The sequence below is a fragment of the Salicibibacter cibi genome, from assembly GCF_016495865.1.
In the GTDB taxonomy this organism is placed as follows: domain Bacteria; phylum Bacillota; class Bacilli; order Bacillales; family Marinococcaceae; genus Salicibibacter; species Salicibibacter cibi.
In genome coordinates, this window is sequence record NZ_CP054706.1 from 89265 (window position 1) to 115487 (window position 26223).

The 26223-nt window shown below is 45.2% G+C and carries 26 protein-coding genes and 1 tRNA gene; 24 read left to right on the plus strand and 3 right to left on the minus strand.

The window, feature by feature from the left end; translation table 11 throughout:
• Positions 1-20: 20 nt before the first annotated feature.
• The 6 genes from HUG20_RS00395 to spoVT all read left to right on the plus strand — a co-directional run bounded on the left by HUG20_RS00395 (position 21) and on the right by spoVT (position 7481).
• Positions 21-971 carry a ribose-phosphate diphosphokinase gene (locus HUG20_RS00395; protein WP_200086779.1) on the plus strand — a complete coding sequence of 317 codons (951 nt, stop codon included), beginning with the start codon at positions 21-23 and terminating at the stop codon, positions 969-971.
• A gap of 137 nt (positions 972-1108) precedes the next feature.
• The gene (locus HUG20_RS00400; protein ID WP_200086782.1) at positions 1109-1735 is read left to right on the plus strand and encodes a 50S ribosomal protein L25/general stress protein Ctc; all 627 of its coding nucleotides are present in this window, start codon (positions 1109-1111) and stop codon (positions 1733-1735) included.
• Positions 1736-1923: 188 nt separating this feature from the next.
• Positions 1924-2484 carry an aminoacyl-tRNA hydrolase gene (gene pth / locus HUG20_RS00405; RefSeq protein WP_200086785.1) on the plus strand — a complete coding sequence of 187 codons (561 nt, stop codon included), beginning with the start codon at positions 1924-1926 and terminating at the stop codon, positions 2482-2484.
• Positions 2485-2602: 118 nt separating this feature from the next.
• The gene (locus HUG20_RS00410) at positions 2603-2833 is read left to right on the plus strand and encodes an anti-sigma-F factor Fin (protein ID WP_211199996.1); all 231 of its coding nucleotides are present in this window, start codon (positions 2603-2605) and stop codon (positions 2831-2833) included.
• A gap of 175 nt (positions 2834-3008) precedes the next feature.
• Positions 3009-6557 (plus strand): transcription-repair coupling factor, encoded by a 3549-nt coding sequence (mfd, locus tag HUG20_RS00415; RefSeq protein WP_200086789.1) that lies wholly within the window; start codon positions 3009-3011, stop codon positions 6555-6557.
• A 384-nt stretch (positions 6558-6941) separates the two neighbouring features.
• Complete coding sequence (spoVT, locus tag HUG20_RS00420; protein WP_281392478.1) at positions 6942-7481, plus strand: stage V sporulation protein T; 540 nt, start codon at positions 6942-6944, stop codon at positions 7479-7481.
• Between the two features lie 307 nt (positions 7482-7788).
• Here the strand turns inward: spoVT and HUG20_RS00425 are convergent, their stop codons facing one another.
• Positions 7789-7953, minus strand: coding sequence for a hypothetical protein (locus tag HUG20_RS00425; protein WP_200086791.1), 165 nt, complete (start codon positions 7951-7953; stop codon positions 7789-7791).
• A gap of 208 nt (positions 7954-8161) precedes the next feature.
• Between HUG20_RS00425 and HUG20_RS00430 the strand changes: the two genes are divergently transcribed.
• A complete protein-coding gene (locus tag HUG20_RS00430; protein ID WP_200086793.1) occupies positions 8162-8512 on the plus strand; it encodes a hypothetical protein in 351 nt (116 codons plus the stop codon).
• A 20-nt stretch (positions 8513-8532) separates the two neighbouring features.
• On the opposite strand, the gene sda is transcribed toward HUG20_RS00430, so the two are convergent.
• Positions 8533-8676, minus strand: a complete 144-nt coding sequence (sda, locus tag HUG20_RS00435; RefSeq protein WP_200086795.1) for a sporulation histidine kinase inhibitor Sda — start codon at positions 8674-8676, stop codon at positions 8533-8535.
• 289 nt (positions 8677-8965) lie between these two features.
• On the opposite strand from sda, the gene thpD reads away from it, so the two are divergent.
• The gene (gene thpD, locus HUG20_RS00440) at positions 8966-9895 is read left to right on the plus strand and encodes an ectoine hydroxylase (RefSeq protein ID WP_200086797.1); all 930 of its coding nucleotides are present in this window, start codon (positions 8966-8968) and stop codon (positions 9893-9895) included.
• A 214-nt stretch (positions 9896-10109) separates the two neighbouring features.
• Here the strand turns inward: thpD and HUG20_RS00445 are convergent, their stop codons facing one another.
• On the minus strand, positions 10110-10694 hold the full coding sequence (locus HUG20_RS00445) for a cob(I)yrinic acid a,c-diamide adenosyltransferase (protein ID WP_200086799.1): 585 nt from the start codon (positions 10692-10694) through the stop codon (positions 10110-10112).
• 119 nt (positions 10695-10813) lie between these two features.
• Here HUG20_RS00445 and HUG20_RS00450 point away from each other — a divergent pair, with 119 nt between their 5' ends.
• The 16 genes from HUG20_RS00450 (at position 10814) to ftsH (ending at position 26193) form a co-directional block, all read left to right on the plus strand.
• Positions 10814-10996: a CsbD family protein gene (locus HUG20_RS00450; protein WP_200086801.1), complete on the plus strand. Its 183-nt coding sequence runs from the start codon at positions 10814-10816 to the stop codon at positions 10994-10996.
• Positions 10997-11222: 226 nt separating this feature from the next.
• Positions 11223-12710 (plus strand): bifunctional methyltransferase/pyrophosphohydrolase YabN, encoded by a 1488-nt coding sequence (gene yabN, locus HUG20_RS00455; RefSeq protein ID WP_246476479.1) that lies wholly within the window; start codon positions 11223-11225, stop codon positions 12708-12710.
• Between the two features lie 9 nt (positions 12711-12719).
• Positions 12720-12980, plus strand: a complete 261-nt coding sequence (locus HUG20_RS00460; protein ID WP_200086803.1) for an RNA-binding S4 domain-containing protein — start codon at positions 12720-12722, stop codon at positions 12978-12980.
• Between the two features lie 107 nt (positions 12981-13087).
• On the plus strand, positions 13088-13390 hold the full coding sequence (yabP, locus tag HUG20_RS00465) for a sporulation protein YabP (RefSeq protein WP_200086805.1): 303 nt from the start codon (positions 13088-13090) through the stop codon (positions 13388-13390).
• Complete coding sequence (gene yabQ, locus HUG20_RS00470) at positions 13387-13932, plus strand: spore cortex biosynthesis protein YabQ (protein ID WP_200086807.1); 546 nt, start codon at positions 13387-13389, stop codon at positions 13930-13932. The genes yabP and yabQ overlap by 4 nt, the downstream gene beginning before the upstream one ends.
• 40 nt (positions 13933-13972) lie before the next feature.
• Entirely contained in the window at positions 13973-14380 is a 408-nt protein-coding gene (locus HUG20_RS00475) for a septum formation initiator family protein (protein WP_246476480.1), read from the plus strand.
• A gap of 109 nt (positions 14381-14489) precedes the next feature.
• Positions 14490-14855, plus strand: a complete 366-nt coding sequence (locus HUG20_RS00480; protein ID WP_200086809.1) for a S1 RNA-binding domain-containing protein — start codon at positions 14490-14492, stop codon at positions 14853-14855.
• Positions 14856-15966: 1111 nt separating this feature from the next.
• Positions 15967-16043, plus strand: a tRNA-Met gene (locus HUG20_RS00485).
• 453 nt (positions 16044-16496) lie between these two features.
• A complete protein-coding gene (gene spoIIE / locus HUG20_RS00490; protein WP_246476481.1) occupies positions 16497-18986 on the plus strand; it encodes a stage II sporulation protein E in 2490 nt (829 codons plus the stop codon).
• Positions 18987-19109: 123 nt separating this feature from the next.
• Positions 19110-19850: a VWA domain-containing protein gene (locus HUG20_RS00495; RefSeq protein ID WP_200086811.1), complete on the plus strand. Its 741-nt coding sequence runs from the start codon at positions 19110-19112 to the stop codon at positions 19848-19850.
• Positions 19831-20808, plus strand: coding sequence for a serine/threonine protein kinase (locus HUG20_RS00500; protein WP_200086813.1), 978 nt, complete (start codon positions 19831-19833; stop codon positions 20806-20808). The genes HUG20_RS00495 and HUG20_RS00500 overlap by 20 nt, the downstream gene beginning before the upstream one ends.
• Before the next feature lie 51 nt (positions 20809-20859).
• A complete protein-coding gene (locus HUG20_RS00505; RefSeq protein ID WP_200086815.1) occupies positions 20860-21618 on the plus strand; it encodes a threonine/serine exporter family protein in 759 nt (252 codons plus the stop codon).
• Between the two features lie 11 nt (positions 21619-21629).
• On the plus strand, positions 21630-22064 hold the full coding sequence (locus HUG20_RS00510; RefSeq protein WP_200086817.1) for a threonine/serine exporter family protein: 435 nt from the start codon (positions 21630-21632) through the stop codon (positions 22062-22064).
• Entirely contained in the window at positions 22054-23451 is a 1398-nt protein-coding gene (gene tilS / locus HUG20_RS00515) for a tRNA lysidine(34) synthetase TilS (RefSeq protein ID WP_200086825.1), read from the plus strand. Before HUG20_RS00510 ends, tilS begins: the two co-directional genes overlap by 11 nt.
• Positions 23452-23512: 61 nt before the next feature.
• Complete coding sequence (gene hpt / locus HUG20_RS00520; RefSeq protein WP_200086827.1) at positions 23513-24055, plus strand: hypoxanthine phosphoribosyltransferase; 543 nt, start codon at positions 23513-23515, stop codon at positions 24053-24055.
• 65 nt (positions 24056-24120) lie between these two features.
• Positions 24121-26193 carry an ATP-dependent zinc metalloprotease FtsH gene (gene ftsH / locus HUG20_RS00525; RefSeq protein ID WP_200086834.1) on the plus strand — a complete coding sequence of 691 codons (2073 nt, stop codon included), beginning with the start codon at positions 24121-24123 and terminating at the stop codon, positions 26191-26193.
• Positions 26194-26223 lie beyond the last annotated feature (30 nt).

Consider the following 26223-nt stretch of genomic DNA (forward strand, 5'->3'; position numbering starts at 1 on the left):
GAACGAAGGAGAATGGCAGCATGTCCATGTATAATGATCCAACGTTGAAAATCTTTACGCTTAACTCAAACCCGAAACTTGCTGAGGAAATCGTCAAGCATATCGGTGTTGAACTGAGCGAAATGTCCGTCAAGCGGTTCAGTGACGGCGAAGTGCAAGTGAACATTGAAGAGAGCATTCGCGGGTGCGATGTTTACCTCGTTCAATCCACATCCGAACCGGCTAACGAGCACCTCATGGAATTGCTTATTATGATCGATGCTTGTAAACGGGCATCTGCAAAAACGGTAAACGTCGTCATTCCTTATTACGGGTATGCACGTCAAGACCGAAAAGCACGTTCCAGAGAACCGATTACATCTAAGCTTATTGCCAATTTGTTGGAGAACGCAGGAGCAACGAGAATATTAACCCTCGATTTACACGCTTCACAAATCCAAGGCTTTTTTGATGTTCCGGTTGATCAGCTATTGGCAACTCCACGCTTTGCCTCTTATTTTAAAGAAAAAAATCTGGATGATATTGTGGTTGTTTCCCCGGACCACGGAGGGGTTGTGCGAGCCAGACAGATGGCCGACCGCTTGGATGCGCCGATTGCTATCATTGACAAACGCCGCCCGCGTCCGAACGTCGCGGAAGTCATGAATATCGTTGGTGAAATTGAAGGCAAAACCGCCATTATTGTCGATGATATTATTGATACAGCCGGCACGCTTCAATTGGCAGCCGAAGCGCTCATTGAGAAAGGGGCTAACCGAGTGTATGCCTCTTGCACGCATCCGGTCCTGTCAGGGCCGGCGATATCACGTATTGAAGAGTCGAAACTTGAGGAACTGGTGGTAACCAATACGATTGCCCTCCCGGAGGAAAAACAAATCCCGCAGATTACCCAGCTCTCTGTCGGTTCACTTATCGCAGACGCGATCATTCGGGTGCATGAACAAACATCGGTGAGTTCGCTATTCAATTAAAAAATGTTGCATTGAGCCCCATCTAATGCTATGATATCGTATTAGAGTGCGTGTGCTTCAATCGAGGGAGCGAAAAAGATCAATTTGTATGCGTGAAAGCAAACAATAGGACTTTGAAAAATAGATGAGGTGAAAGTATGGCAACATTAGAAGCGAATAAAAGAGAAGATTTGCGTCGTTCCGAAACGCGTAAGTTAAGGACCGAAGGGTACGTCCCGGCGGTTTTGTACGGAAAGAAAACAGATAGTACCCCTGTCTATGTTCCAAGCATTGCATTCACCAAGACATTGCGCCAGGTAGGATGGAATGGCATTATCGATTTGATGGTCGATGATGGCAGCAAACATCAAGTGATGGTGCATGATTTGCAACAAGATGTGATTAAAGGGCATAACACACACATTGATTTTTTTGAAGTGGACATGACTTCCGAGATGGATGCCGATGTTGCTGTCAACCTCGTTGGGGAGGCACCAGGTGAATCCGAAGGCGGAGTGCTTTCCCATATGCTCTATACAGTCTCAGTTCGCGCGCTACCGAGGGAGATTCCGGAACAAATTGACGTCGACATCAGCGAGCTCGGCATTAATGACTCCATATTAGTTGGCGATTTAACAGCAGGCCAAAACTTTGCATTTAGCAATGAAGCGGAGGAAACGATCGTTTCCGTGCTTCCGCCGACAGATGAAGAGCCTGAAACTTCCGAAGACGACGAAGAACAAGAACCTGAGCTCGTAGACAGTAAAGGCGAAAAGGAAGAATAAGATGTGCGGATTGGAAGGGCATAGCCTAAAGGTTATGCCTTTTTTAAGCAGGTAAACAAGTATAAAACAACTTGCTTATCTGCATAAGTGCGCCGAAGGCTTTCACATAAAAGCTTGGCGAAAAGCCAAGTCTTCGAACACTATTTCTTCTAACCTTTTCCTGTTGCTCCTTTAAAGGAGGTTTACATTTGAAAGTACTTGTTGGACTCGGCAATCCCGGGTTAAAATATACGAAGACCCGTCATAACATTGGGTTTATGGTGATGGATGATCTCGCGAAAGAATTGAACATCAAGCTAAAAAAACATAAGACGTTTCACGGGGAATATAATGAAGTGACCATTAATGGCGAGCGTATTTCGTTATTGAAACCATTAACGTATATGAACCGCTCGGGTCAATCGGTTCAAGCAGTTACCAATTATTTTGACATTGATCCCGCGAATATCCTCATCATCTATGATGAACTTGATTTACCTGTCGGAACGGTGAAGTTTCGAAAAACAGGTGGACATGGAGGACACAATGGCCTTCGTTCCATTATCGAGCATATGGGCACGAAAACGTTTAATCGCGCGCGAATCGGCATCGGACGCCCGTCCGAAGGAAAGTCGGTAACGGCGCATGTGCTTGATCGTTTTAACAAAGAAGAGCTTTCCGAAATCGAGCAGGTGCGTCGGCATGCCACAAAAGCTTGCAAAACTTGGTTGGAACAAGATTTCGATTTCGTCATGAATCAATTTAATTAAGTTGAGGGTTTTCTTTTCCTCATCTCCAACCTCTCACTTCCCACTTCTAAATAGTATATCTCCGTTTTCAATCGTTGACACTATGCGTAAGTGTGAACGGAAAGGAGAGCGGTTGGTGATGGCCATTTATTATCAATGCAGGCAATGCGGAACAGAGATGGGCACAATTTCAACATCTGAAGCAAAACACAGGGATCTCGGGTTTGATGTCCTCTCTCGGCAAGAACAAGAAGAAATGATACATGTGGATCAAGCAGGGCATGTTCATATGGACATTCTTTGTGAATCCTGCCACGAAGCAACAGCTTTAAACCCCGAGCTTCATGAACAGAAACGTTGGGTTCATTAGATGACGCGAACGAAAGGCTTTGGACGTTCTCCAGAGCTTTTTCGGCTGTTCGCCGGGATATTCACGGGAAGATACGTTTAAGAATAGTTTGAAAAATAGATGAGTGAATCATCATGTGGTTTCGATCTCGCCATACTGAAAAGAAATGAGTTGTAGCAGGGGAGGAGTCGTGCTCATGAAGGCGATTACACAGAAGTTGATGGAAAATAAGCATATTCAAAGCATAGAGGAAGGCTTGGAAAACGGTTTACACGAACAACTGTTGACGGGATTAAGCGGTTCGGCAAAAACGATATTGTCATCTGCGCTTTATCATTTGGGGCGAAAGCCGCAAGTGCTTGTCACCTATAATTTATTGCAAGCGCAAAAATGGCAAGAGGACTTAAACGATTTGCTTGGAGAGGACAATGTATATTTATACCCCGTGAACGAGTTGATATCCGCGGAAATTGCAGTTGCCAGCCCGGAGATGAGGGCACAACGCCTGGAAGTCATGAATGCGCTTTTTACTGATTTTCAAGGGGTGATTATCGTACCAATGGCGGGACTTAGACGATTGTTGCCGCCAAAAACGGTTTGGGGAAAAAGCCAACTATCCCTTCATGAGCAAGATGACCTGGACGTGAATGATTTGTTAAAGCGCTTTGCCTCAATGGGGTATGCACGCGCAGACATGGTTTCCGCTCCGGGGGAGTTTAGTGTGCGCGGCGGAATCATTGATGTCTATCCGTTAACCGAAAAGCATCCGCTCCGCATTGACTTGTTCGATACCGAAATTGAATCCATTCGTTACTTTGATGCGGAAGATCAACGTTCGTTGGAAAGAATAAGCCACGTTCAGATCGGCCCGGCAGATGAGGTCGTTTTATTTGATGAACACTGGCAACGAGCGTATGAGAAATTGGATGCAAATTTGGACGAGACCATTAAACAGGTAAAAGAAGCGGAAACAAAGGATCTATTACAACAAAAATTGTCACGGGAGCGCGATCTGTTAAACGAACAGATCCGCTTTCAAGGCTTGTACAAATACATGACATATTTTTATACGGAAGCAAACACGCTTGTGGACTATTTGCCGGAGAATGCGCTCGTATTGATCGATGAGATTAGCCGTGTTCAAGAAATGGCAGAACAATTGGATCAAGAAGAAGCGAATTGGCAAATGGCGTTATTAGAACAAGGGGATGCTCCGCACGGCATACGTGTGTCCGAATCTTTCCAAGATGTACTGCAGGCGATTCAACGGCAAATCGTTTATTTTTCATTGTTTTTGCGAAGTGTTCCGGCTACTCAACCGCAAAACATCGTTAATGTAAATTGTAAAGCTATGCAACAATTTCACGGACAGATGCCTGTATTGCAGGGAGAGATGGAACGATGGATGCGAGGGGATTTTACGGTTGTTTTTGTTGCTGCCGATGAAGAGCGTGGCCGCCGTTTGCAACATATCCTAAGCGACTATGAGATTGACGCGGAATGGGTGTCGCGTGATACGGAATTGCAAAGTAGGCGTGCATATATCATGGAAGGGGATTTACACAATGGTTTTGAACTGCCCTTCGATCAACTTGCCATCGTAACTGAACGGGAGACGTTTACGAAGAAAGTGACTCGTAAACGTCGACAACAAAAATTATCGAATGCAGAACGGATTAAGAGCTATTCCGAGCTACACGTCGGAGACCTTGTCGTTCATGTTGATCATGGAATCGGCAAGTACTTAGGTGTGGAGACACTGGCTGTGAATGGATTGAATCAAGATTATATCCATATTTCTTATGCGGGAAATGACAAACTGTACGTTCCAGTCGAACAAATTGACCAAGTGCAAAAATATGTCGGTTCTGAAGATAAAGACCCGAAGATTTATAAACTAGGCGGGCAAAGTTGGAAAAAAGTCAAGCGGAAAGTGCAGTCGTCCGTTGAGGATATTGCGGACGATCTCGTCAAGCTGTACTCGGAGCGTGAGGCTTCACAAGGATATGCTTTCTCGACGGAGACCCAAGAGCAACGGGATTTTGAAGCATCCTTTCCTTACCAGGAAACAGAAGATCAGTTAAAAGCCATTAACGAAATAAAAGAAGACATGGAGCGGGAACGTCCGATGGATCGACTTTTATGTGGAGATGTCGGTTATGGGAAAACGGAAGTTGCCATCCGCGCCGCTTTCAAGGCAATCATGGATGGGAAACAAGTGGCGTTGCTCGTCCCGACGACGATTCTTGCCCAACAGCATTTTGACACAATTTCCGAACGTTTTTCCGATTATCCTCTCAATATCGGGCTTCTTAATCGTTTTCGCACGCGCAAACAGCAAACGGAAGCCCTCCGTTCTTTAAAAACCGGCGGACTCGATTTGGTGATTGGGACCCATCGTCTGCTGTCCAAAGACGTTCAATTTAAGGATCTCGGCTTGCTGATCGTCGATGAAGAGCAACGTTTTGGTGTGACGCACAAAGAAAAAATCAAACAATTGCGCGCCAATATTGATGTGCTTACACTAACTGCGACACCAATTCCGCGAACTCTTCATATGTCTATGCTCGGGGTACGTGATTTATCTCTTATCGAAACTCCGCCGGAAAATCGTTTTCCTGTGCAAACGTATGTGTTGGAATATAATCCGTCGCTCGTCAAGGAAGCAGTTGAACGTGAATTAAGCCGTGGTGGGCAAGTGTTCTTTTTGCACAATCGTGTAGATAATATTGAGCGAATGACCGAGCAGATTTCCATGCTCGTTCCCGAGGCCGAAGTTTCCTATGCCCATGGCCAAATGCAGGAGCAAGAATTGGAAGCGGTCATGATTGATTTTCTCGAGGGGCATAAAGATGTATTGGTAACGACAACGATCATTGAATCCGGTGTGGATATCCCGAACGTTAACACCTTAATTATCAATCATGCGGATCGTATGGGTCTTTCCCAATTGTATCAAATCCGTGGACGGGTCGGTCGTTCGAATCGAGTCGCTTACGCCTATTTCTCTTATCAGCGGGATAAAGTGCTTACAGAAGTTGCGGAGCAGCGCTTGCAAGCAATTAAAGAATTTACAGAGCTTGGGTCCGGTTTTAAAATCGCCATGCGGGACTTATCGATTCGGGGAGCCGGAAACTTGTTGGGAGCCGAGCAACATGGCTATATTGACTCCGTAGGTTTTGACATGTATTCGCAAATGCTGAAAGAAGCGATTGATAATCGTAAAGGTATACCGGAAAAAGCGGAAGCGAAACATCCCGATATTGAACTGGATGTGAAAGTGGAAGCTTATATTCCGGAAGACTATATTAAAGACGCCAAACAAAAAATCGAAATGTACAAACGTTTTCGCGGCGTAGAGACGTTTGATGACTTAAACGATTTACACGATGAAATGATCGATCGTTTCGGTGAATATCCGGATGAAGTTCGTTCCTTGTTCTCCATTTCGAGAATAAAGCTGTTTGCCCAACAGGAAGGGGTAGAGGCTATATCGGAAAACAGCGGCAAATGCACGATCATGCTCTCGGAGGAAACATCCAACGTCATCGACGGAGCCTTGCTCTTTAAATTCGCCAATGAGTTGGGCAGAGATGTCGTTGTCGGAACTGAAGGAAAGAAAATTAAGCTGATCATCCATGCCAAGCGTTTATCCTCAGCGGTGTACGTCTCTTTGCTTGAACGAATTCTTGCCAGGATTCCGGAAGTACGGAAAGATTATATGTCAGAGTCGGTATCTTCGTGAATGGAGCCGTGTAATCGCATAATGAATGCCAAAAGCCCCATTGTACGTTACACGATTGTGAAATCGATGCGAATTCTTTTGAGAGGGGCGGGAATTCCGTTGTCGTCCCTCAAAAAGAGTGCAAGCCACGCTGCAAGGGACCGGCCATTCATCCATTCGACGTTTCCTGCACTTTTTCCATCACATCAATCTGCTCCGGGTTCGTCACCTTTCCTTTGCCATACAGATAAATGTTGATTTTGCCAGTGGTGGTGCCCGTATGTTAAATTTCTTTGATGATGGGTGAATAGTTCTTTTTTGGATGACGGATACTACCAGTAATCACGTAAAGCAGGCAAGTTTGGTCATTAAAAGAAAATTCATCTAGGAAAGAGAGGCATCAGCATGAAAGCTACAGGTATTGTCCGTCGAATTGATGATTTGGGCCGTGTGGTAATCCCAAAAGAAATAAGGCGAACGCTTCGAATACGTGAAGGTGATCCATTGGAGATTTTTGTCGACAGGGATGGGGAAGTAATTTTAAAGAAATACTCTCCGATCTCCGAACTCGGTGATTTTGCGAAGGAATATGCTGAAGCGTTGTATGATAGTTTGGGGCATCCGATTCTCGTTGCCGACCGTGACTCTTACATTGCCGTATCCGGAGGATCCAAGAAAGATTACGCCCACAAAAGTATTGGTGATGTCGTGGAGTCAGCAGTAAACAAAAGACAAACGATGGCAGAATTTGAACATGGAGAATATAACCTTGTCAGCGACCATCGTGATGCAATGCAAGGGTACGTGGTTGCTCCGATCATTGCAAATGGTGACCCGATTGGAGCGGTTGTCATGGTGGCTAAAGACAAAGCTCCGGATGAACAAGTTGCCCGGACACTCATTGAGACTGCTGCCGGATTTCTCGCGAGACAGATGGAGCAATAAATGTCGCTATGAGCCCTGTTCAAACTTGGCTTCTTATATTTTATAGGCAAAAAAAGCAGCCGGAGACTCGTTATAAGACGCCGGCTGTTCCAGCATCATGACATAATGATTGAACCCAAATATCATACGTGAAGCAGGCTCGCCTTGGAGCCTGCTTCACTTTCGGCATTTATTTTAAAAATATTAAGACATTTAAATAATAAAAAATCATATGGGTGATGAGGTAGAACCAGTGTGCCTGTGAAGGAAATGTTCTGCGTATGGGTCAGCTTATTAGAGTTACTGAGTCCACCTCATCATGCTTATTTTACATTTTGCGGAAAAAGCGTCTGAATGTCTTTTTCTGGCGTTTAGGTTCCGCCGTTTTTATTTCATGCGTTTCTTCTACCTGGTTGTTCTCATCTGCTTTTGTCTTTTCCTGTTCAATCAGGTCCTTCTCGATAAGCTCGCGACCCTTTGTATAAATGAGCATTTTAATCCCCCTTCATTTCTTTAATTATTCTTACTATTTATATACAAAGAAACAGAAGATCGTACTTATTTCTTTTTTTAATCCCCTTTCTTTTTTTATAAGGTTTAGCGCGATTGATTTACTTTCATGATACAATGCGATAATATCATACCATTATTCATTTTGGGAAGAGGGAATGTGAGGAAATCAAAAGTTTTCCAGCGGACGAGTGGATCATGAAGCGTTTGACGAATGCTATATATGGGTAAATAATGATATCTTGGTAGGTAAGAAAGTAAAAATCAACTTTCTTACCTACATAAGTGCAACGAAGGCTTTCGCCATAAAAGCTTGGCGAAAAGCCCAGTTTTCTAAAATGGAAAGGATGAGAAAGTTGCCAACCTTTGATGTTAGAGTTTCGCTGAAAAATGGGCATGTGATTCATGTGGAAGAAGAAGGCGAAAATGAAAATGAAGTCAAGAACGAATTTATGGGAGAAAGCGGTACGTACAACAAAAACGGTGTTTCTTTTTATAAGGAGCACGTCATCTCGGTAGAAGTATCCGAGCATGAAAAATAAGCGCCTTGCTGGGCGCTTTATTATTGCTTGGCCAAAATCGTTTGTGTATGTTCCGCACGTTTGCGAATTTCCGTTTCAAGCAACAATATAAAATTTTGATCGAAATTATTGTCTTTCGCTAACTCGTATGACTTTAATAAAAGTTCATTTGTAATATGTTTCATTTCATTCCCTCTCCGAATAATTCTTTAAACCTAGTATATATGGATTATATATGATAAAAAATAATTACACAACGATGAAGATAAAAAAGAGGGGCATGAGCTAGTGCTAGAAAAAGCAATAAGCTGAAAAAATGCGGTGATTTTGATCACAAAATTTCACAGTTTCTCTGATTTTGATAGGAAGCGGGACATCGTTTATAAGTCGTTTGCGCCTATAGATCTTAGTCGTTAACATGGATATTGAAAGGTAATCAAACGAAACGAACGAATGAATGAAGGAGTGTTTCAGATGCGTACAGATTTTTATCCATCCAGGGTAGGAAGTGAAGCTAAGCTGATGAAGCGCGAAGATCCGGTCATTCATAATCGAGGGCAGTTTGATGGACCGCTTAACGCTTCTGATCTCGACGCTTATGAAAAAAACGGTTTTCTCATGCTAAACGATGTGTTTTCGGAAGATGAAGTAGGAATTATGGCTGAACAACTGAAACAAACACTGGAAAATGCCAAAGGAGAAAAGTCGGATGCCGTCGTTACCGAACCGGAAGGCGATGAAGTCCGATCCATTTTCGAAGTGCATAAAAACAATGACTTCTTTAGCAGACTGGCTTCCAATGAGCACATTGTAAAAGCTGCACGTCAACTGCTTGGCAGTGAAGTATATATCAATCAATCTCGGATTAACTTCAAGCCGGGTTTTAGCGGCAAAGAATTTTATTGGCATTCGGATTTTGAAACTTGGCACGTAGAAGATGGGATGCCGAAGCCGAGAGCGGTAAGTTGCTCAATCATATTAACCGATAATTATGAATACAATGGACCTTTAATGCTAATTCCCGGATCCCATCAATGGTTTGTGTCCTGTTCGGGTGAAACGCCGGAGAATAATTATGAACAATCCTTGCAAAAACAAGAGCTAGGCATTCCTGATCAGAATAGTTTGACGCAACTGTTTGAAAAAGCAGGAAAGCGCATTGAAACGGCCACCGGGAAAGCGGGCATGGTCCTTTTTTTCGAAAGCAATACCATGCACGGTTCCGCCGGCAATATCTCCCCATTACCGAGAAGCAATGCTTTCTTCGTGTTTAATTCCATCCATAACCAGCTGGAAGAACCGTTCGGCAATGCGTCAAAGCGTCCGGAATTCCTCGCAAATCGGGAAGGGATCAAACCTATTGAACCGCAGCTTACCTTTGAGAAAGAGAAAGTGACGACGTAATCTAGCAAAAGCCACTCCCGAGCGGGTGGCTTTATTTTTAGATAAAACACAGAAGTTTTCAACGAATGTAAATCCAAGGGTGTAAGACGATGACAGGCGTGGAGCGCCCATGCAACCCGAATTCTTCATCAATCGCTCGATTCGGTCGGCATGGAACGCTCATGAAGCCTAAAACCCCCACTATGCATCCTAAATCATTCTTGCAGTCTGCCTATCATTCTTCTCCACGGCCAACGTTCCTAAATACTTTTTCTCCGCGTTCGTATTCGATATCTTTTTGCCCGGCGCGGGCATTTACGACGCGGCAAATGACAAATAAATAGTCGGATAAACGGTTTAGATATTGGCGTACACACGGGTTAATGTACGCTTCATTTGCTAGCTGAACCACCCGTCGTTCCGCCCGTCGGATAACCGTACGTGCCGTGTGAAGATAGGCCGCAGCCGGTGTGCCCCCGGGTAAAATAAAACGTTCCAACGCGGGCGCTCCTTCATTATAGAAATCAATGTGTTCCTCGAGGGCCTTTACAGTGTCTTCTTTTACTTTGTAAGCGATCGTTTTTTTAATGTCATCCTTAAAACTTAAATCGCTTCCGCAATCAAAAAGTTCATGTTGTATTTTTACGAGTGCTGTTTTGATATCGGCTTCTTTTTCCGTTAATAATGCGGCCGCCACTCCGATGAAGCTGTTGGCTTCCTCGATGGTTCCGTAAGCCTCGACTTGTACACTTGATTTTGAGGTACGTCCCCCGACAATGCCCGTACCCCCATCATCGCCGGTTCTTGTATAAATGCTCATTTTTTGCCTCCTCAGATATGCTCCTTCCTTCATAATGTCGCTAAAGGCTTCCTAATGTCAAAAATGTCTGTTTAAAAAATATCAGCATGTGTTATGGCATAAATAAGGAGGGATCCACGATGAGTATTAGTGAAAAGATGAAAAGCGTTGTCAGTAAAGCCAAAGGTGAAACAAAAGATCAAATAGGGAACGCGATGGATAATACAAAAATGCAAGCGGAAGGAAAGAAAGATAAAATGAAGGGCGATGCGCAAAATGCGGTCGGAGAGGCGAGAAATAAAGATAAACAAAACGAAAAATAACCCATATCGGCAACTTTCGTGCCCCCCGATAGGATTGCTGTTGCGTTTCTATCGGGGTTTTTTATGCTCAGAAAGCATTGCATTCCCCTTGAGCGTGACTGCTTATTCCGGCCGTATTGTTTGTCACCATCGAGCTTCCCGATGTTGCGCTATTTTTTAACCGCTGTTTCCGGATGTGCTATACTGTTCGTCAGGAAGTTAGAGATTGAAAGAGGGGCGTTACTTCGTGAATGATACGATAAAACCTGAAATTGAAATTATTGGATTGGGTCCGGGAAGCCTTGGACAACTGACGTTGGATGTGTACAATCGTTTAAAAGACGGGGGAATGGTATACGCACGCACAACTCACCATCCTGTAATTGCTCAATTGCAATCCGAGGGGTTGGAATTTGAGGCTTTTGATGGCATCTACGAGGCGCATGAATCATTTTCGCCGATTTACGAGGAAATCGCGGAGACGTTGCTCGGCGCGGCCGCGGGGTCCTCCGGGGAAGGCGTCCGTTACGTCGTCCCCGGCCATCCGCTCGTCGCGGAAGAGACAGTTCAGCTTTTGCTGGCTGCTGAAGCCGAGGGCAGGGTGAGCGTGAACATTATCGGTGGGGCCAGTTTTTTGGACCCTGTCTTCTCCGCCCTTCGCATCGATCCGAATGATGGATTTCAACTGCTTGACGCGACTAATTTTACAGCGGATGATCTCTCGTTAACCCAGCACTTGTTTTTGTCGCAACTGTACGATGGCTTCATTGCTTCGGAAGTGAAGCTGACGTTAATGGAGCACTTTCCCGATGACTACGAGGTGATACTGGTGGAAGCAGCGGGAAGCCCCGGGGAGGAAGTGACGAGACTCCCGCTTTATGCGCTTGATCGGGAGATGAACGTTAGCAATCTTACGGTGCTTTACGTCCCGCCGGTGCCGGATGAAAGCTATTTGAGCCATACGTTCAAGCGGCTTCGGGAAGTCATTCGTATTTTGCGAAGCCCTGACGGCTGCCCCTGGGATCGTAAACAGACACATTTTACATTGAAACGATTTTTGCTTGAAGAAGCGTACGAGGTACTTGATGCGATTGATGAGGAAGATGACGACCATCTGATTGAAGAGCTCGGCGATGTGCTTTTGCAAGTGCTCCTGCATGCGCAAATTGGTGAGGATGAAGGCTATTTTAACATTGCAGATGTCGTTGCCGGTTTAACGGAAAAAATGATCCGTCGCCATCCACATGTTTTTCATGAAAAGATAGAAGGAGATCGCGCCGAAGATGTTGAATTACGTTGGGACAAAATAAAGGAAATGGAGAAAAAAGACCAAACGCCGGCTTCGCTTCTTGATAACATTCCCCGTTCAATGCCGGCGCTGATGTCAGCATTTGAACTCCAGAAAAAAGCGGCAAAGGCTGGATTTCAATGGCACGAAGAAGCGCCGATGTGGGAAAAACTCGAAGAAGAGCTCGCGGAGTGGAAGGAAGCTTTGACGGAACACAATGATGAAGAAGCGAAAAAAGAATTTGGCGACGTCCTTTTCGTTCTCGCTAACCTTGCCCGTTTCTTCAAGATTCAACCTGAGGAAGCATTGCTGATGACAAATCGAAAGTTCATCCGGCGTTTTCAATACATCGAAACGCAATTAAAAGCAAACGGCAAAAAACCGGAAACCTCGGACTTAACGGAAATGGACCGCTATTGGGACGAAGCAAAAAAGAAAGGAATCTAAGGTGATGACATGCGGATTGATAAATTTTTAAAAGTCTCGCGCCTGATAAAAAGGCGGACGGTCGCAAAAGAAGTGGCCGGTGCAGGGCGCCTGCAAGTGAACGGACAAGTTGTCAAGGCCGGTACGGAGGTAAAACCCGGCGATGAAGTGACGATTCGCTATGGAAGAAAAACGGTGAAAGTACGGGTGGAAAGCCTGGAAAACGCGGCGCAAAAAGGAAAAGCCGAATCCCTGTACACGACGCTGGAAGAAACGAAAGTAGATGATTAACCGGGACTGCTCTTAACGCTCTGAACAAGCGCTTTTTCACGCTTGTTCTTTTTTCCCTTCGTGGTGCATAAACTAACGGCAATGAATGCCATCTTGGGGGGATTATCATGAGCGAATATGTGCCGAGCCAACGCTATAAAAACACAAATCCTGAACATGATATCGTAATAAAAGGGCGAAAGACGTTGGAAATCAGCGGTGTCAAAGAAGTGGAGAGCTTTGACAGCCGGGAATTCTTACTTGAAACCGTCATGGGTTATTTATCGGTGCGGGGGAACGACTTGTATATGAAAAACTTGAACGTGGAGGAAGGTCTTGTTTCGATCGAAGGCAGAATCGATGACCTGATCTACGTCGATGAACAGAGCCAAGGGAAACCAAAAGGCTTCATCGGGAAGTTGTTCAAGTGACCCTTGACGTTCAGTTCCAAACGTTTTTCGCCATGATGATGACCGGTGCTGTTATTGCTGCCCAACTTGATGTTTATCACCGCTGTTTGCCGCGTAAAGCCAAAAAAAAATGGCCACAAGCGTTATTCGATCTTCTCTTTTGGGTCGTACAGGCTATCCTCGTTTTCTATGTTTTGTTTCAAATGAATCTTGGAGATTTGCGAATCTATGTTTTTCTATCAATCTTGCTAGGTTTTTTAATATATTGGCAGACTGTCCGTCCATTGTTTTTACGCGTGCTGGAAGTGTTGATTAGAATCGTAGAGACAATTTATTCGATGATTTTGAAAATCTTCTATTTGTTCTTATGGACTCCTGTGGTATGGTTATACAAAGGAATGAAACAATTGCTTATTATTGTCTACCGCAGCATAAGATGGCTTCTCTATCAACCCGGCCTTTGGCTATTACAGCCTTTGTATCGACTTGTGGGTGGTCCCCGCGTTGTTTCGCTGGTGACTCGTTGGTGGAAGCGTCTGAGGAATTGGTTTTCCGGGAGATGAGCAATCGTTTTGCTTGCAATCGTAGGAGGAGGTAAGGCAAATGTCCGGGACACCCCCAAACCGCAAGGTTACACCATTAAAAAGGGAAAAAATGAGCGACAAAGAACGAGAACGGCTTGCGATGAGAGAACAAAGACGCAAACGCGGTTTAAGACGGCGACTAATCGTCATTGGGATTGTGGCCAGTATGGTTGTTGTTTTCGCTGGCGTCGGGCTTATTTCGCAATACGGGATGATCCAAGCGAATAATGCCGAAAAAATCGAACTGCAAGAGCAATTGGAAGAGCTCGAGGCGAATGAAAACGATCTGGAACGGGAAATCATGAACTATAACGATGAGGAATACATTACCGAAGTCGCTCGCAAGGATTATTATATGTCCAAACCGGGGGAAACGCTTTTCCAGTTACCTGAGGATGAGGATGAAGATGAAGGCGACGATGACTAACCGGCCCCTGATTTTCCAACCCGTCACATAATCATCGTGTATGCTTAAACTACTTTAGGGGAAAAGAACCCTTAAGCTTAAAAATAATGAAGGAGGAGCATTTCGCAAAATGTCGATTGAAACAGGCAGTAAGTATCAGGGTAAGGTATCTGGCATCACCCACTTTGGTGCGTTTGTAGATTTACCGGAGGGAAAAACGGGATTAGTGCATATAAGTGAAGTCGCCGATCAATATGTGAAGGACATCAATGAATTCATAAAGGTTGGGGATGATGTTACGGTAAAGGTGCTTAAAGTCGGGGATGACGGGAAAATCGGCCTATCGATCCGCAAGGCACAAGAAAGCAAGCAAGGAAGAAAACGGGAGCCAAAGGTGTCGTTTGAAGATAAGATGAACCGTTTTCTTAAAGATAGCGAAGAGAATCTGGCAACCCTCCGAAAACAATCCGACAAAAAAGGCGGGTCGAGACGATAACTTACACTGTGTGAACCTCTCCACCTAAATCAAAGATTTTGATGGAGCCTCCCTTGTCTTAAATACAGCTCATTATCTCGCATTGTCATTCCCTTCGGGAAGTTTTGCGCCAGATTTAGGCTAATGAATGAAGACAAGTTCCGGAATGTTCTTATTCGCAGCATAGAAACTTTTGTCTACAATGCGAACCTTATTATTTCTAACAAGGGTTTTAAACGCCGGATATTTTACGTGTCGAACGCTTTTTCGACACAACCCCATATATCCAATTATCAATGAACGAATATAAAGTCCGTACCTCTTCATTGGGCGGTACTTTATACGATAGATACATTATAGCAAACATTTGTTCCTGATACTAGTCCTTTTAGAAATATTTTTTATTACGAATAAAAAATAAAAAGCGCGCCTAACGCCCACTAAATCGTAGATTTTGAAGGAGAATGCGGCGCTAGAAGTGTTCAACTGTATAGAAAGATGGAAAAGAGAGGGCCGCCTCTCTTTTTGCATTTTATTCATGTTTACCTCTAGGAAAGGATAAAAGATAAGTTTTTCTAACTGTCAGAATTGATCCTGTTTACGACACACGCGCAGATTTAGCGGCGGCCGACACAACATCGATGCCGGCCTACCAGTGATTGGTTTATTTTTCCTTTTAGTGGTATCATGAACTGTTCAAAAGCCTTCCGCTTTGAAAAGGGAACACCGATATTCAATATCAGGTTAGCCCTTGAGATTGATTTTGGCGGACTCAAATCGTTGCCGGGGAGCCAAATGAGTCCTCAGTACTTGGTTTGGTGGACTCAAAGCCCTGCACGAGCGCCAAATGAATTCGCAAATGCAATAAAACACGATAAGTTCACCATCTTTTTCCTCTTTCCGTGGGGGCGCAACGCGTAATGGTTGTTTGACATAAAAACGAATGATTTGCGGATAGAAGCGATGTTGGTTCGTGAAGGGGAATGTTGAGGAGGAGCAAAAAACACAGCGTGAACCCGGTCACGTTTTTGTGCCGAAGGCGAAAAAATCGGTCCAGCGCAAAAAACGTAAAAACTATGCGGATCCCATTGACTTAAAAAAAAACAATGGTTATAATTGGTCTTGGCTTTATGGCGGTGTAGCTCAGCTGGCTAGAGCGTACGGTTCATACCCGTAAGGTCGGGGGTTCGATTCCCTCCGCCGCTACCATCAAATGAATAAATGCGAATTGTACAGAGACCCGATGTGATGGTCTCTTTTTTTTAATGCAAAATGCAAAATCGACCGAGGGCATATGTGTGAAGCCAAAATAGGATGGTCCGTACCCATTTCATCCGCCTTATGGAAAATATTTAATTTCGGACGACCCCATCGAAATGTCGAACGCTTCAGCATTCCAAATTTTCGTTGTCGGAAGTTCCATTTATCCATGTTTTATCGATACAATATGTGCGAATTCTTTCCTCGTTCGCAGCCTCGCGTGTTCTAAAACCAATTCCTCCAAGCTAATTTTCAATCCAAAAACGCCGATAGGAACAGCCAATTTCTCAATCTGTGAAAGTCGTCGAACGATTTTCATCATAAAAACTGTATTGTGACAAACGTTGCGCTATCAAGCCTCTATACTCGACTACCAAGAAAACAAAAACGGTGGTGGTGCAGATGTTGCAAAAAGAAACGGTGCAAGATCAGCTAGGAAAAACCCTGGGGGCGGCTGATTGGATGGCTCGCATAAAAAGTCTTTGGAAAAAAGGAGTAGAGTCCTTAAGAAAAGGCTCGGCAGTCGTGTTTCTAAAATGGGGCATGCTGTTGTTCCTGGTGGGCGTGATGTTGGGACGAGCCGCTATTTTATCGGATCTTTACCCTTTTGCGCTTCCTTTTTTTGCCGCGATTTTTGCCTGGAAGAAAGAAAGAGCCGTATTGGCAGCAGTGGCGGTGATTGCCGGAACAGCCTGGGGGCTCACCTTTAACATTCCATATGTTCTTGCCGGCTTATTGCTATTTCTTCTTTTCTACCGTGTGGCACAATATATAGGCGCAAATCGAAAATGGACACTACCCGCGGCTGTTTTCCTCGCTTCACTAACATCAAGGGTTACCGTCACAGGCGTAGGAGAGGCGTCCATGACACAATATCATTGGTTTATGGCCACGATTGAGGCGGGACTTGCACTCATGTTGACGATGATATTTTTGCAAAGTTTGCCGTTATTAGGTGTCCGCAAGAAACAGCGTGCGTTAAAGAATGAGGAAATCATTTGTTTTATCATCTTGTTGGCTTCCGTGATGACCGGAGCGATCGGATGGGTCGTTTACGGCCTTGGCGCAGAGCATGTGCTCGCCCGTTACCTCGTGTTGCTGTTTGCCCTTGTCGGCGGGGCGGCCATTGGTTCAACCGTTGGGGTTGTTACGGGACTTGTGCTTAGTTTGGCGGCGGTAGCCAATTTGTACTATATGAGTTTACTCGCGTTTGCCGGTTTGCTCGGCGGGTTGTTAAAAGAAGGGAAGAAACTTGGCGTAAGCATGGGGATCCTGATTGGAACAGCTTTAATTGCTTTGTACGGAAACGGCATGAACAATCCGGCCATTACGGTGATGGAGTCCGGACTCGCTGTCTTGCTGTTTTTACTTACACCGAAAGGGCTAACAGATTATATGGGGAAATATATCCCCGGAACGATGGAACATTCCAACGAGCAACAACGATATCTCCGAAAAATTCGCGATGTCACTGCTTCGCGTGTGGAGAAATTCTCGGATTTATTTCAAACGTTATCCGCCAGTTTTTCATCGCCGGGCGATCGAAATCAACAGATGGATGACGAGGAGGAGGAGGGAGATCGCTTTTTGGCTGATATTACTGCGAATACTTGCCAGAAATGCTTTCGGAAAGAAAAGTGCTGGGTGGAGCGTTTTGATGCAACTTATGATGTCATGGGCAACATTATGACCGACATTGAACAGACCGACAAGGTAGAGACGCGGACGTATGAACGGCTAAAACGGCATTGCATTTATCCGGATCGCATTGTTCGGACGATGAAAGAGCAATGGGAGCCACATGAAATAAGGCGGCTATATACGCGGCAAATGGAAGAAAGCAGAAACCTCGTGGCTGACCAACTTCAAGGCGTCTCTAAAGTCATGGGTGCATTTGCCAAGGAGATCCAAAAGGAAAAAGAAACTCATCATTATCAGGAGGAACAAATTTATGCTGCGCTGTTTGATGCCGGGCTTAATATTGAACAAGTTGATATTTTTAATCTCAGCCCCAGGGATGTTCATATTGAAATTGAACTTGGGAATGGGATGAATCATGAAGAAGCGGAGAAGCTAATTGCTCCGATGCTTTCGGGAATCTTGTCTGACCATATTATTGTGGAGGTTATAGATGAAACAGCATTTGAAAATCGGGTTACATTCGCGTCAGCGAAGACCTACGTGGTTGATACAGGATCGGCAACGGTAGCGCAGGGGGGTGCTTGGATATCCGGAGATAATTATGCCGCCATGCAACTGGGATTTGGAAAATTTGCAGTAGCTATCAGTGACGGCATGGGAAACGGCCGCCGTGCGCATCGGGAAAGTTCGGAAACGTTGCAGTTGTTGCAAAATATATTGAAATCGGGCATTGACGAAGGGGTGGCGATCCAATCCATGAATTCCTTATTATCTTTACGGGCAGATGATGAAATGTTCTCCACCCTTGATCTAACGATCATTGATTTGCAGACGGCGGATAGCAACTTTCTTAAAATTGGTTCAATGCCGAGTTTTGTTAAACGAAAAGAGCGGGTCTTTTCGATTGAAGCCGGAAATCTACCGATGGGAATCGTTTCGGAAGCAAATTTTGAAATGAAACAAGAACGCCTTCAAGATGAAGATATTCTTGTTATGATGAGTGACGGCTTATTCGATGGTGCGCGTTGGATTGAAAATAAAGAATGGTGGATGAAACGGTTAATTCGTGAAATTGAATCAGTTGATCCGCAAATCATTGCGGACGTGTTGCTCGAAGAGGTGATGCGCATGAGTGAAGGGAGCATCGCGGATGATATGACCGTTGTCGTTGCAAAGGTACGTCGTAACACCCCGAAATGGGCAACGATTCCAATGGGGAGGTGGGCACAACCGTTTGCAAAAAATGCGTAGCGTAGTATAACTCCCCTCGTATTCGTCAATGATGGTGATAACCAAATTGACTTGGCAGGTAAGGCTTTTCTCCATAAAGCCTTGGCGAAAAGCCAAGTGTTCTAACGAGGGAGGATATGACGTATGGGGACAGGAACATTAAGGCAAATACTGCTCATCACGGACGGATATTCCAATGAAGGTGGGGATCCTTCGGCAGTTGCGGCGCTGGCAAGAGAGCAACAGGTAACCGTTAACGTCATTGGTGTGCTTGAAGAAGGAGCGATGAATCAACAGGCACAAATAGAAATTGAAAATATTGCTTTAGCCGGCGCCGGTATCCATCAAATTGTTTATAAGAAACAATTGGCGCAAACGGTACAAATGGTGACAACGCAGGCAATGACGCAAACGCTGCAAGGGGTGGTCAATCAAGAGTTGTCACAAATTTTGGGAAAAGATCGGGAATGGGACGAACTACCGCCGGATAAACGAGGCGAAGTGATGGAAGTTGTCGATGAGATAGGAGAGATCGTTCATTTGGAAGTGGTGATTCTTGTGGATACGAGTGCCAGCATGCGTACCAAATTGCCAACAGTCCGAGAAGCATTGGAAGATTTATCGATTAGCATGGCCTCACGGGGTGGAGACAATGAATTTAAAGTACTTGCTTTTCCGGGCAAGAAACACGATGCAGACGTTGTACGGGAATGGACGCGCGGGATGGATCAATTAACCGGCATGTTCCAAAAAATAACGACCGGTGGAATAACCCCAACCGCCCCGGCATTAAAAACCGCACTTAACCAATTTGACAGGAAGAAAAAAAGGAGCTTGATCTCCCGTGGAGAAGAAGAATCCTATCTTGAAGAACGAGGCTCCTGATCTCCCAGCCGGTACGAGGATCCTCGGAAAGTGGCACCGCAATCCTTACGACATTCGAAAAACATTAGGAAGAGGTGCAACGGGTATCGTATATTTGGCGGATGCGCGTACCGGACCTGTCGCACTTAAAGTCGGGCATAATAATGTGTCGATCACTTCCGAGGTAAATGTATTAAAGCATTTTGCCAAGGTCCAAGGCCAAATACTTGGACCTTCTTTCATCGATGCCGACGATGTCATGGTTGGAGGGGATAAGTATCCTTTTTATGTAATGGAATATTTAGAAGGGGAGACACTATTTCAGCATATCGACCGTCACGGGAAAGAGTGGGGGCCGGTTCTTCTTGTGCAACTCTTGGGGGATTTGAATCGTTTGCATCGCGCCGGCTGGGTTTTTGGTGACCTGAAACCGGAAAACTTAATCGTTGTCGGCGGTCCCCCCTATCGAATCCGGTGGCTCGATGTCGGAGGAACGACAGTACTTGGACGAGCAGTAAAAGAGTATACGGAATTTTTCGATCGCGGCTATTGGGGGCTGGGCGACCGTAAGGCTGAACCCACCTATGATTTGTTTGCTGCCGGGATGGTTTTATTGAATATAACGTATAAACGGCGATTTGAAAAAGGACGCGATGGTAAGGAAACATTAATGGCTTATATTGAGCGTTCCCGCGTGCTTGCCCCCTACCGGCAATGGCTGAAAAAGGCATTGTTTGGTCAATATTCTGATGCGGAAAAAATGCGGCAAGGGCTGATGAATATTATTTCCAAAGAAGAAAAAACTGTAAATAAGAATGCTTCGCCTCGACAGGAGCAAAAAATCGGGAATCACCACAGGAAAAGAAAAAAACAAAACAGAAGCAGAAAAAAACGCAGGTTCGAAACCGTGGACGTCGTTTTAGTCATTTCTTTTCTATTGCTTGCATCTGCTTTATACTGGATAGGACAAGTGATTTAAAGCAGAAAAACGCGCAATCTGTAAGTGATTCCCTTATAGGGGACAGAAATCATGGCAGAAAAGGGACGCTTGGTGGATTTATGTCTTTTTGCCGGGGAATTGATGGTTACTTACGGGGCGGAAACCTACCGGGCAGAAGATATCATGAATCGCATGGCGGTTGCGGGGGGCTTGAAGAATGTCCACAGTTTCGTGACAACGACCGGTATTTTTTTATCGGGGGTTCAAGAAGATGGCGATAATTTAATGCAGATGATCCGGATCGTGGATCGTTTTCAAGATTTAAATAAAGTGGCGGAAGTGAACCAACTTTCCCTGGATTTTGTGATAGGTCGCATCGACGAACAAGAGGCCAATCAACAACTGTTAAAAATATCGGCGGCACGGATGAATTATCCGCTTTGGCTCATTTATATTGCCTCCGGTGTAGCGGGCGGGGCATTTTCCTATTTAGTCGGCAATACGAAGTTTGATATGATCCCGGCAGCCATGGGCGGGTTAATGTCCACGTTATTCCTCGTTTTGTTTCAACATTATTTACACGCAAAATTTTTCTCGGAATATCTCGCTTCATTTTTTGGCAGTATTACAGCGTTAACGTTGGTGCACAGTGGGTACGGAACGAGTGTCGATCAAGTGATCATCGGAACGATCATCCCGCTTGTGCCCGGCATTCCGCTAACAAATTCAGTTAGGGATCTTATGAACGGGGATTTGATTTCCGGACTCGCCCGCGGGGCAGAAGCTGCATTAACCGCGCTCTCGATTGCGGCTGGCGTTGCTACAGCTGTATCATTGTTTTTGCCGTAGGAGGCCACAAGATGTGGGAACTTTTGATTTGCTTTATGGCGACGGTAGCATTTGCGATTATCTTTAACACTCCCGCCCGGTTGTTATGGAGGATCGGTTTGATTGGTGGCCTTGCCTGGACCATTTATAGTTCCATTCAAGACATTAACGTTTCCTTCATTGCCGCTGCCGCGTTGGCTGCTTTTTCTGCAACCCTCATGAGTTACGGGTTATCGCGGCGCCATCGTGTTCCCGTGACCACATTTGCGATTCCCGGGATTATCCCGCTCGTGCCCGGTGGGAAAGCATATGAAACGATGCTGGCGTTTGTCGACGAGAATTACATAGAAGGACTGACGCAAGGAGCGGCAACACTATTGCATGCCGGGGCCATCGCGGGCGGCCTCGTGTTTGCGCTGTCGATATTTTCCATTGGCAGAGGAGTTGATCAAAGATATGAAACGTAAAATCGAGGCGTTTGCTGCTCGTCATGGGATGTTCCCGCAAGGGTCTTCTGTATTGGTTGCCGTATCCGGAGGTGTTGACTCCATGGCATTGCTCCACTATCTCTTTTCAAGAAGGGATGAATACGGCATTACGCTGATGGCGGTCCATTGTAATCATGGACTGCGCAAAGAAGCTGAAGAAGATGAAAAACTTGTAAAACGTTTTTGTGCAGAACGCGACATTCCTTTTTTTACAAAATACCTTGATTTGCCGAAAGACGAGGGCAAATCGATCCAATCGATCAGCCGAGAGATGCGCTACGATTTTTTTTCCGTAATCATGAAAAGGGAAAAATCGGACATACTAGCGACTGCGCACCATGGGGATGACCAAATCGAAACGATTCTCATGCAACAGATGCGAGGTTTTGACTATTATGGGGGGCAGATGGGCATCCCTGTTGAACGTTCGTTTTCGCGAGGGAAGCTTCTTCGTCCGTTTTTACCGGTGACGAAGCAAGAAATCATGGCGTATGCACAAACGCACGCAGTCCCCTGGGGGGAAGATGAAAGCAATCGAAAGGATGACTATACGAGAAACCGCGTGCGTAAGCAACTGCTTCCGACATTGAAACAAGAAAACCATGAAGTCCATGCGCATTTTCAAAAATTAGCCGAGGATTTCAGGGGCGATGCGGCCTATTTAACACAACAGGCGGAAAAAGTGCTTTCGGAGACAGTCGTGCAAACGGAAGGTGGTTATGTTTTACAATTGCCTCGATTTCGTAAAGCCCCTATTGCTTTACAACGGCGCACGATTCACTTACTATTGACTTATCTTTACCATCAAAAGCATGGACAGTTTTCTCGCATACATATTGAGGAATGTTTTGAATTAATCTCGGGTACGCATCCGTCAGCACAACGATCATTGCCGAATCGTATAAAGGTATATCGCAATTATGAACAATTATGTTTCACGGATGCTGAGCGCGCCTCTTATGATGATGGACAGAGACCCATGCAGGTAGTGTCCGATCTTCCGGCAAAGGTTGAAACCGGGCTTGGGACGCTTGTATTTGAACCTTTCAAAGGGACGGTTCCTTCCCATGATGATACGTCGTTTTATTGCCCGTTATCGAAGCTGCATTTGCCGCTTTCGGTGCGTGCGAGGCATCCTGGAGATGCGATCCGGCCGCTTGGTCTTGACGGCACCCAAAAATTAAAACAAGTAATGATTGATGCCAAGGTTCCTCGCCCGGAACGTGAATGGTGGCCGGTCATTACCGATGCAACAGGGGTGGTGCTCTGGGCACCTTTATTGAAAAAAAGTGAAGTTGCAGGCCGTGCCGGTGAACAAGATAATTATGTTCGGATGCAACTTGTCAAAAAGGAAGCACATACGTAGATATTTACAGGGATGAAGTCAAATTCATAAATAAGATGTAAAATGAGGGTGCCGAAAAAGAATGAAGGAAGATATTGAAAAAATTTTGATCAAAGAAGATGAAATCAAGGAGAAAACGAAAGCGATCGGCAAACGTATGACACACGAATATAAAGACAGTTTTCCGCTCGTTATCGGGGTGCTGAAAGGTGCCATGCCTTTTATGGCGGATCTGACCCGGGCGATTCACGCCCATCTTGAAATTGATTTTATGGATGTTTCCAGCTATGGAAACAAAATGGTCTCTTCCGGAGAAGTTAAAATTGAGAAAGACCTGGACGCTTCCGTGAAGGACAGAGATATTATTATCGTGGAGGATATCATTGATAGCGGTTTGACATTAAGCTATCTCGTCAGCTTATTCCATCATCGCCAAGCGAACTCCGTAAAGATTGTAACGTTATTAGATAAACCGGAAGGGCGAAAAGCTGACATTGTACCGGATATTGTCGGTTTTACAGTGCCGGATGAGTTTGTTGTCGGCTACGGGCTTGACTATGCGGAACGGTACCGAAACCTCCCGTACATCGGCATTTTAAAGCCGGAGATTTACCGAGGTTCTTGATTGGATAGAAAGCGCAAATGTGATAAGATTACTTTTGTTGTGTTACCCGCGGGAGGAGGTCAGGAATGAATCGAACAGTGAGATATACATTTTTTTGGTTATTTGTTCTTCTAATACTTATCGGGATTGTTCAACTGTTTACAGATGATCCGGTTGAAGATGAAATGATGAATACGGATGAATTTATGCAAGCGCTTGAACAAGATGAGATTGCCTCGATGACCGTTCAGCCTGAGATGGAAGTTTACCTCATTGAGGGTGAAATGGTGAATGGGGGCGAAGAAGACGAAGCGAATGAATTTACCGCGCATATTTTACGCTCTCCGGAAGTTACGGACATGTTGCTGGATGCAATGGAAACCAATGAGTCATTAACGGCTGTTGATACAGAACCCGGCGAGGAACCGGGAGGCTGGTTGCAATTTCTCGTAGCGGTGATTCCGTTCATCATCATTTTCATCCTTTTCTTCTTCTTGCTGAGCCAGATGCAAGGCGGCGGAAACAAGATGATGAATTTCGGGAAAAGCAAAGCGAAAATGCAGCAGGAATCAGACAAGAAAAAAGCCCGTTTTAAAGACGTCGCCGGTGCTGAAGAAGAAAAGCAGGAACTTGTGGAAATCGTGGACTTTTTGAAGGATCCGCGCAAGTTTGCAAACATTGGCGCGCGTATTCCAAAAGGGGTGCTCCTTGTTGGGCCTCCGGGAACGGGTAAAACATTGCTCGGTCGGGCAGTTGCCGGTGAAGCAGGCGTTCCTTTCTTCTCCATCAGCGGTTCCGATTTCGTGGAAATGTTCGTTGGTGTCGGTGCATCCAGGGTGCGTGACCTGTTTAACAATGCAAAAAACAACGCTCCTTGTATTATTTTCATCGACGAATTGGATGCTGTTGGCCGTCAACGTGGCGCAGGCGTCGGCGGTGGCCACGATGAGCGTGAACAAACATTAAACCAGTTGCTCGTTGAGATGGATGGATTTGAAGGAAATGAAGGCATTATTATCATTGCCGCAACCAACCGCTCTGACGTTCTTGACCCGGCACTATTGCGCCCGGGACGTTTTGACCGTCAAATCACTGTCGGATTGCCGGATGTAAGGGGCCGTGAAGACGTACTGAAAGTTCACGTTCGCGAAAAGCCAATCGATGATGACGTTGAGCTTGGTGCCATCGCGCAACGAACACCCGGCTTCTCAGGTGCCGAATTGGAAAACCTTCTTAATGAAGCTGCGTTAGTTGCCGCGAGATCCAATAGCGTCAAGATTAAAATGGTGCATATTGAAGAAGCGATTGACCGTGTTATTGCGGGTCCTGCGAAGAAAACGAGAGTGATCTCCGAGAAAGAGAAAAATATTGTAGCTCACCACGAAGCTGGCCATACGGTCGTTGGTGTGAAGCTGCAGAATGCGGATGCCGTGCATAAAGTGACGATCGTTCCGCGCGGGCAAGCGGGCGGCTATGCCATGATGCTCCCGAAAGAAGATCGCTACTTTATGACAAAACCGGAGTTGCTTGATAAAATCGTCGGTTTGCTAGGCGGACGCGTATCGGAAGATATCATTTTTGGAGAAGCAAGCACAGGTGCACACAATGACTTCCAACGCGCTACCGCAATCGCGCGAAAAATGGTCATGGAGTACGGCATGAGCGAAAAATTAGGGCCGTTGCAATTTGGATCTACCGGTGGAGGGCAAGTATTCCTCGGCCGCGATATTCAAAATGAGCAAAATTATTCCGATGCAATCGCCCACGAGATTGATAAAGAAGTGCAAAAGATTATTAAAGACAGTTACGAACGTTGTCGTCAAATCTTGACAGAGAACAAAGATAAACTTGAACTCGTTGCGCAAAATTTGCTTGAATTAGAGACATTGGATGCCGAGCAAATTTATTCTCTTGTCGAAGAAGGAAAGTTGCCTGAGGGTCATCATTCCAATCAGACACAAGAAGATGCGCTTAAGAATTCGGGAGATGTTGATCCTGTAGATGATGAAAACGTGAAGGTTAACATTGGCTCACAAGAAGAAGAGCAACCAGAAACAAAAAACGATCAATCAAAAGCGAATGAAGAAACCGAAGAGCAAGATCAAACCGAAGAACAAGACAACGAAGAGAAACAAGAAGACGATAATCGTCGCTCATAGCTACCTTCGTGGTGTTGCATTGGGGATGTC

Bases quoted from the DNA above. Each gene is read 5' to 3' on its own strand.
- HUG20_RS00395 (WP_200086779.1), top strand. From the start codon at position 21: ATGTCCATGTATAATGATCCAACGTTGAAAATCTTTACGCTTAACTCA.
- HUG20_RS00400 (WP_200086782.1), top strand. From the start codon at position 1,109: ATGGCAACATTAGAAGCGAATAAAAGAGAAGATTTGCGTCGTTCCGAA.
- HUG20_RS00410 (WP_211199996.1), top strand. From the start codon at position 2,603: ATGGCCATTTATTATCAATGCAGGCAATGCGGAACAGAGATGGGCACA.
- mfd (WP_200086789.1), top strand. From the start codon at position 3,009: ATGAAGGCGATTACACAGAAGTTGATGGAAAATAAGCATATTCAAAGC.
- spoVT (WP_281392478.1), top strand. From the start codon at position 6,942: ATGAAAGCTACAGGTATTGTCCGTCGAATTGATGATTTGGGCCGTGTG.
- HUG20_RS00425 (WP_200086791.1), bottom strand. From the start codon at position 7,953: ATGCTCATTTATACAAAGGGTCGCGAGCTTATCGAGAAGGACCTGATT.
- sda (WP_200086795.1), bottom strand. From the start codon at position 8,676: ATGAAACATATTACAAATGAACTTTTATTAAAGTCATACGAGTTAGCG.
- thpD (WP_200086797.1), top strand. From the start codon at position 8,966: ATGCGTACAGATTTTTATCCATCCAGGGTAGGAAGTGAAGCTAAGCTG.
- HUG20_RS00445 (WP_200086799.1), bottom strand. From the start codon at position 10,694: ATGAGCATTTATACAAGAACCGGCGATGATGGGGGTACGGGCATTGTC.
- HUG20_RS00450 (WP_200086801.1), top strand. From the start codon at position 10,814: ATGAGTATTAGTGAAAAGATGAAAAGCGTTGTCAGTAAAGCCAAAGGT.
- HUG20_RS00460 (WP_200086803.1), top strand. From the start codon at position 12,720: ATGCGGATTGATAAATTTTTAAAAGTCTCGCGCCTGATAAAAAGGCGG.
- yabP (WP_200086805.1), top strand. From the start codon at position 13,088: ATGAGCGAATATGTGCCGAGCCAACGCTATAAAAACACAAATCCTGAA.
- HUG20_RS00475 (WP_246476480.1), top strand. From the start codon at position 13,973: ATGTCCGGGACACCCCCAAACCGCAAGGTTACACCATTAAAAAGGGAA.
- HUG20_RS00480 (WP_200086809.1), top strand. From the start codon at position 14,490: ATGTCGATTGAAACAGGCAGTAAGTATCAGGGTAAGGTATCTGGCATC.
- spoIIE (WP_246476481.1), top strand. From the start codon at position 16,497: ATGTTGCAAAAAGAAACGGTGCAAGATCAGCTAGGAAAAACCCTGGGG.
- HUG20_RS00495 (WP_200086811.1), top strand. From the start codon at position 19,110: ATGGGGACAGGAACATTAAGGCAAATACTGCTCATCACGGACGGATAT.
- HUG20_RS00505 (WP_200086815.1), top strand. From the start codon at position 20,860: ATGGCAGAAAAGGGACGCTTGGTGGATTTATGTCTTTTTGCCGGGGAA.
- HUG20_RS00510 (WP_200086817.1), top strand. From the start codon at position 21,630: ATGTGGGAACTTTTGATTTGCTTTATGGCGACGGTAGCATTTGCGATT.
- tilS (WP_200086825.1), top strand. From the start codon at position 22,054: ATGAAACGTAAAATCGAGGCGTTTGCTGCTCGTCATGGGATGTTCCCG.
- hpt (WP_200086827.1), top strand. From the start codon at position 23,513: ATGAAGGAAGATATTGAAAAAATTTTGATCAAAGAAGATGAAATCAAG.
- ftsH (WP_200086834.1), top strand. From the start codon at position 24,121: ATGAATCGAACAGTGAGATATACATTTTTTTGGTTATTTGTTCTTCTA.